The sequence below is a fragment of the Clostridium sp. OF09-36 genome, assembly GCF_003481985.1.
Taxonomy (GTDB): domain Bacteria; phylum Bacillota; class Clostridia; order Lachnospirales; family Lachnospiraceae; genus Brotaphodocola.
The window spans coordinates 199,352-205,822 of sequence record NZ_QUMD01000004.1; the positions used below are offsets into that span (position 1 = coordinate 199,352).

Sequence of the window (6,471 nt, forward strand, 5' to 3'; positions counted from 1 at the left end):
TTTGTTGTATTTTGCGGACTGACAAAAGAAAAAGGGGGTGTCTGGAATGCTGAAGCTCTGGCCGGTACTGGCACAGTTTTTAGCTCCGGAACTTTGGGTCCAGGCGGAATATCTGATACGCATTGTCGTAGCAGCTTTTCTCGGACTTTTGATCGGAAATGAGCGGAAAAACCGCAACAAATCAGCGGGCATCCGCACCCATGTGATCGTAGCACTGGGGGCAGCACTGATCATGGTGGTTTCCAAATATGGGTTTGCTGATGTGGAAAAGGTGGATTCTGCCCGTGTAGCAGCGCAGGTGGTCAGCGGTGTCGGTTTTCTGGGAGCAGGTGTTATCTTTGTGCGGAACAATCTGGTGAATGGACTGACCACGGCAGCCGGGATCTGGGCAACGGCGGGGGTAGGTCTGGCACTCGGTGCAGGCATGTATGTAGTGGGAATCTGCAGTGCCCTGCTGGTGCTGATGATCCAGTTCGTGATGCACCGGATCGCCTATTTCGCTGATGTGGCATCCGGAGGCCTGATCCGCATGACCCTGGTAAAACAGGAAGGAATCGTGCAGTCTATGGAGGATTATCTCCAGCATGAGAAACTTAGTGTAGTTTCTGTAAAAATCAACAAGACCAAAAAGGATGAGGTAAAGCTGGAGTTCGATGTGGTATTCCCGCCGGGCTATCAGAAAACAAAATTGCTTGCCAGACTGGTAGAAATGGATGAGGTTCTGGCAGTCAGCGAGTAATGAAAGAACTAAGGTGTTTCAAAAACAGAAACGCAGCAAACAAATCTGGTATATGAAGACAGCTGGAATGCTGGTCCCGGATTTGAAATAGAGGAGACAGGAGTATGAACAGTATGAAGTATGATGTAGTGGTCATCGGCGGCGGAGTCATCGGCTGTGCGGTAGCCAGAGAACTTTCCCGGTATCAGGTAAAGGCCTGTGTCGTAGAGCGGGAAGAAGATGTGTGTTCCGGGACTTCCAAGGCGAACAGTGCCATCGTACATGGCGGATTTGATGCGGAACCGGGTTCTTTAAAGGCAAAGTTCAACATTCTGGGAAGCCAGATGATGGAGGAGCTTTCGAAAGAGCTGGATTTCGATTATAAACGCAACGGTTCCCTGGTCCTTTGCTTTGCAGAGGAGGATAAGCCTGCCCTGGAGGCACTCTATGAAAAAGGTGTAAAGAACGGTGTAAAAGGTATGTCGATCATCAGCGGGGACGAAGTAAGGAAAAGAGAGCCGAATATCGAAGATACCGTGGTAGCAGCGCTGGATGTTCCGAACGGCGGCATTGTCTGCCCGTTCGGTCTGACGATTGCGCTGGCAGAGAATGCATGCGACAACGGTGTGGAATTCCAATTTCTGACAGAGGTGGAAACGATTGAAAAAGAAGCGGAGGGCTATGTGCTGAAAACCAGTAAGGGCGAGATCCACACAGCCTGCGTGGTGAATGCAGCCGGTGTTTATTCCGACCAGATTCATAATTTTGTGAGTGAAAAGAAGCTTCACATTACTGCAAGAAAAGGGGATTACTGCCTGCTTGACAAAGAGGCAGGAAGTCTGGTAAGCCATACCATTTTCCAGCTTCCGACCAAGATGGGCAAAGGCGTTTTGGTCAGCCCGACGGTACACGGGAATCTGCTGACCGGACCGACTGCAACGGATATTGAGAACAAAGAACAGACTGCAACCGCGGCAGAGGAGCTGGATTCCCTGATGAGCCGTGCATCACTCAGCGTGAAGGGCATTCCGTTCCGCCAGGTTATCACTTCTTTTGCGGGACTTCGTGCCCATGAGGACGGAGATGACTTTGTGATCGGAGAGATTTCGGATGCACCGGGCTTTTTCGATGCAGCAGGAATTGAGTCACCGGGACTTTCCAGCGCACCGGCAATCGGCCAGTGGCTGGCTGAAAAAGTAGCAGAGAAACTGAATGCCAAAAAGAAAGAGGATTGGAACGGGACCAGAAAGGGCATCGTACGGCCGGAACTTTTAAGCAAAGAAGAACGGGCAGAGCTGATCCGCAAAAATCCGGCATACGGCACCATCATCTGCCGCTGCGAGAGCGTCAGTGAGGGTGAAATCGTAGATGCGATCACCAGAACGCTGGGAGCAAAGTCCTTAGACGGCATCAAGCGCCGCGTGCGCCAGGGCATGGGACGCTGTCAGGCTGGCTTCTGCACGCCGCGTACCATGGAAATCCTTTCAAGAGAACTTGGCATCCGTATGGAAGAAGTATGCAAGAATGCACCGGGATCTGAGATGCTGACCGGTCAGAAATAAGGGGGAGCGATCATGAGACATGACATTGTAATCATCGGAGGCGGCCCGGCAGGTCTGGCTGCGGCTATAGCAGCAAGAAAAGCCGGCATTCAGGATATCCTCATTTTAGAGCGCGACAGCAGTCTTGGAGGTATTTTAAACCAGTGTATCCACAACGGCTTCGGTCTTCATACCTTTAAAGAGGAGCTGACCGGACCAGAGTACGCAGCGCGCTATATTGCCATGGTGGAGGAGAAGAAAATCCCGTACCGTTTAAATACCATGGTCATTGATATCAACGAAAAACGAGAGGTAACCGTGATCAGCCGTGAACACGGCATGGAAACCATAGAAGCAGGGGCTGTGATCCTTGCCATGGGCTGCCGGGAACGCCCGAGAGGTGCCCTGAACATTCCTGGATACCGTCCGGCCGGTATTTATTCTGCCGGAACTGCACAGCGTCTGATGAACATCGAAGGCTATAGTGTGGGAAAAGAGGTTGTGATCCTTGGCTCTGGTGATATCGGACTGATCATGGCCCGCCGTATGACCCTGGAAGGCGCAAAAGTCAAGGTTGTAGCAGAGCTGATGCCGTATTCTGGCGGTTTAAAGAGAAACATCGTCCAGTGTCTGGATGATTACGGAATTCCATTAAAGCTCAGCCATACGGTAGTGGATATCCAGGGCAAAGAGCGTGTGACCGGCATTACCCTGGCCCAGGTGGGCCCGGACCGTAAGCCGATCCCTGGCACTGAAGAGCATTACAGCTGCGATACCCTGCTCCTGTCTGTTGGTCTGATCCCGGAAAACGAGCTGACTAAAGAAGCAGGCGTAAAGATGAACCAGGTTACCTCCGGACCGGATGTTAACGACCAGCTGGAAACCAGTGTGGAGGGCGTATTTGCGTGCGGCAATGTCCTGCACGTGCACGATTTGGTTGATTATGTATCTGAGGAAGCTACACTCGCAGGAAGCAATGCAGCTGCATACGTGGAAAAGCAGCGCGGAGAGAAAACAGAGCAGGCCCAGCCACATGTGGCAGTCTTAAAGGCGGAGAACGGTGTGCGTTATACCGTTCCGCAGACGATCGATGTGAACAACATGAAGGATCAGGTGGTCGTGCGGTTCCGCGTAGCCGATGTATACCGTGACCGCATCATCTGCGTTTACCTCGACGGAGAGCGCGTCCAGGCGAGAAAGAAAAAGGTTCTGGCACCGGGTGAGATGGAGCAGGTGATCCTGAAGAAGGAAGAACTGCAGAAGTATCCGGACCTGAAAGAAATCGTGATTTGTACGGAGGTGGAGTAAGATGGAGAAGAGAGAGCTGATCTGTATCGGATGTCCGCTGGGGTGCCCTCTGACGGTAACGATGGAAGAAACCGGGATCACGGTAACCGGAAATACCTGTAAACGCGGAGAAATCTATGCAAAAAAAGAGGTGACGGATCCGACCCGCGTGGTGACATCCTCTGTCCATGTAAATGACGGTGTGATTCCTATGGTATCCGTAAAGACGAAGGAAGATATCCCAAAAGACAAAATCTTTGCCTGCATGGAGGAAATCCGCAGGGTTTCTGTTGCAGCGCCGGTCCATATCGGAGATATTGTGATCGAAGACTGTGCTGGTACCGGAGTGCCGGTTATTGCGACCAAGAATGTGGAAAGGGCGTAACTGGTTTGACATAAAATGTTTTCACAGGCCCCGCCCGTATAGACATGCGGGTGGGGCTGTGCTATGATACGGGAAGATGATGATACATCAGTTTGCAGGTGATTTGCGCAAACGGTATGCGCATCTTCGAAATTACAGATAGAGAGATTTTGCCGGTCTGGAATGTGATGTATCGGCAAAGGCTTGCTGCCGGTCACACAGCAGCAAACAGACAGGAGGACAGGAAGATGAAAGTATATGCGCACAGAGGTTACAGCGGCAGATACCCGGAGAATACCATGCTGGCATTCAAAAAGGCAGAAGAAACCGGCTGCTATGGAATTGAACTGGACGTACAGCTCACAAAGGACGGAGAGGTTGTGATCATCCATGATGAGCGGGTAGACCGTACCACGGACGGAACCGGCTGGGTAAGAGACTACACGCTGGCTGAGTTAAAGAAACTGAATGCGGCAGCAGTCTGGAATGGTAAGTATGGATTTGAACCGATCCCGACCCTGGAAGAATACTGCCAGTGGGTAAAGGATACCAGTCTTGTGACAAATATTGAGATCAAGTCAGGTGTTTATTATTATGAGAATCTGGAAGAAAAGACACTGGAGCTGGTGAAAAAGTACGGACTGGAGAAACGGATCGTATTTTCTTCTTTCCTGCATTCCTCCATTACCCTGCTTCGGAAACTGGCACCGGATATCCCTTGCGGAGCCCTGGTAGAGTATGATGATCTCGGAAATCCTGGATATTACTGCGAGAAGTTCGATTTCCAGTATTATCATCCGGGTGTAAAGGCTTTGACAGAAGATATGGTACTCAGCTGTAAGGAACACCATATTCCGCTGAATGTCTGGACCATCAATGATATGGGGGCGCTGGAACAGATGGATGAATGGGGCGTTGAAGGTGTGATCAGCAACTACCCGGGTGTATGCAAAGGATGGATTGACAGTAAAAAATGATAAAGGCAATCGATTTATTGGAAATATCACCGGTGATCGCAGCGATTAAAGATGATGCCGGTCTGAAAGAATGCCTGGATACGGAATGCCAGGTCGTATTTATCCTGTATGGAAATATCTGCAGTATTAAAAACATTGTTTCTGAATTGAAAAGTCATGGAAAGTACGCCATGGTGCATGCAGATCTGGTCCAGGGACTCGGATCAAAGGAAGTGGCGATCGACTTCTTGAAAGAGCAGACAGGGGCCGATGGCATCATCAGCACGAAGCCGATGCTGGTACGCAGGGCACAGGAACTGAAGATGTTCGGCATTTTGCGTGCTTTTATCATTGATTCCATGGCGGTAGACAACACCAGAAAGATGCTGGAGAGCTTTCACCCGGATATGATCGAGATCATGCCCGGAGTTATGCCGAAGATCATAAAAAGTCTTCGCGGCAGCACCAGTATCCCGCTGATCGCAGGCGGACTGATCTCAGAAAAGAAAGAAGTTATGGAACTGTTCGAGGCAGGAGCGGACGCAATCTCTACGACCAGGCAGGAACTCTGGTATATTTAGAAACTGATCGTGATATATCCGTTCGTAAGAAAACGTAGTATTTAGAAGTATGGCATGCCAGATGCATTTTAGTGCGGATATCTGGCATGCTGTATTTTTGTTTCATAGGAAATTGCTTTTTTCATAAAAAGCCTGTTGTTACCAGCATAGTGCGGACATAATATAGTCTTGGTTAGCTGTAGAAATGGGGGTTCAAACGAGAAAAACGAAAAAAATAAAAAAATGTAAAAAATAGGGTTGACAGGAACAATAAGGTATGCTAAAATTCATCAAGTCGCGTGTGACGAGCAAGACATAAACGAAACACCGATAAAAAACTTAAAAAAAGTTCTTGACAAAAACGAAAGCTTTTGGTAACATAGTAAAGCACGTTTGAGGAGAGATATCGAAGTGGTCATAACGAGGCGGTCTTGAAAACCGTTTGTCCGCAAGGGCGCGTGGGTTCGAATCCCACTCTCTCCGTTGGACAAGCGAAAGGCTTGCCGATGACAATATAATATTTACTGATGTTCAGGCATCGGGACTTTGCAGAAGTACCCAAGAGGCTGAAGGGACACCCCTGGAAAGGGTGCAGGTCGTTAATAGCGGCGCGAGGGTTCAAATCCCTCCTTCTGCGCTTCATCTTCAAAAAAGATGAAAAAGTTGTTGACAAAGCGAAAACAACGTGCTAAAATATCGAACGTTGCCGCTGAGAACAGCAACAACATGAACCTTGAAAATGAAAGATTGAACAGTGTTTAAAACCCTGAAAATTCTAATAAAAAAGAGTCCTGGTTGGACATCTTTGAATGAGAAAATTCAGAACAAAAACAAACCAAACAACAGTAGAACGGTTTAAACAATTAGCTAGTGGTTAATTTTTGAACCGGGACAAACGAATTAGAGGTATCTGCTTGACCGTTGGTCAATCAGCAGCGCTTCTAACGAAGCTTTATTTGAGAGTTTGATCCTGGCTCAGGATGAACGCTGGCGGCGTGCTTAACACATGCAAGTCGAGCGAAGCACTTATGAAAGATTCTTCGGA

The 6,471-nt window shown here is 49.0% G+C and carries 6 protein-coding genes, 2 tRNA genes and 1 rRNA gene; all 9 read left to right on the forward strand.

Annotated elements, in window-relative coordinates:
* Positions 1 to 46: 46 nt before the first annotated feature.
* Positions 47 to 739 (forward strand): MgtC/SapB family protein, encoded by a 693-nt coding sequence (locus DXA97_RS05400; protein ID WP_118718846.1) that lies wholly within the window; start codon positions 47 to 49, stop codon positions 737 to 739.
* A gap of 104 nt (positions 740 to 843) precedes the next feature.
* Complete coding sequence (locus DXA97_RS05405) at positions 844 to 2,280, forward strand: NAD(P)/FAD-dependent oxidoreductase (RefSeq protein ID WP_118718847.1); 1,437 nt, start codon at positions 844 to 846, stop codon at positions 2,278 to 2,280.
* Positions 2,281 to 2,289: 9 nt separating this feature from the next.
* Entirely contained in the window at positions 2,290 to 3,567 is a 1,278-nt protein-coding gene (locus DXA97_RS05410) for an FAD-dependent oxidoreductase (RefSeq protein ID WP_118718848.1), read from the forward strand.
* A gap of 1 nt (position 3,568) precedes the next feature.
* Positions 3,569 to 3,931 (forward strand): DUF1667 domain-containing protein, encoded by a 363-nt coding sequence (locus DXA97_RS05415; RefSeq protein WP_118718849.1) that lies wholly within the window; start codon positions 3,569 to 3,571, stop codon positions 3,929 to 3,931.
* Between the two features lie 227 nt (positions 3,932 to 4,158).
* Entirely contained in the window at positions 4,159 to 4,887 is a 729-nt protein-coding gene (locus DXA97_RS05420; RefSeq protein ID WP_118718850.1) for a glycerophosphodiester phosphodiesterase, read from the forward strand.
* Positions 4,884 to 5,447, forward strand: a complete 564-nt coding sequence (locus DXA97_RS05425; RefSeq protein ID WP_118718851.1) for a glycerol-3-phosphate responsive antiterminator — start codon at positions 4,884 to 4,886, stop codon at positions 5,445 to 5,447. The genes DXA97_RS05420 and DXA97_RS05425 overlap by 4 nt, the downstream gene beginning before the upstream one ends.
* Before the next feature lie 376 nt (positions 5,448 to 5,823).
* Positions 5,824 to 5,909 (forward strand) — tRNA-Ser (locus tag DXA97_RS05430).
* Positions 5,910 to 5,974: 65 nt separating this feature from the next.
* A tRNA-Ser gene (locus tag DXA97_RS05435) sits at positions 5,975 to 6,063 on the forward strand.
* A gap of 315 nt (positions 6,064 to 6,378) precedes the next feature.
* A 16S ribosomal RNA gene (locus DXA97_RS05440) occupies positions 6,379 to 6,471 on the forward strand; the annotation flags it as partial.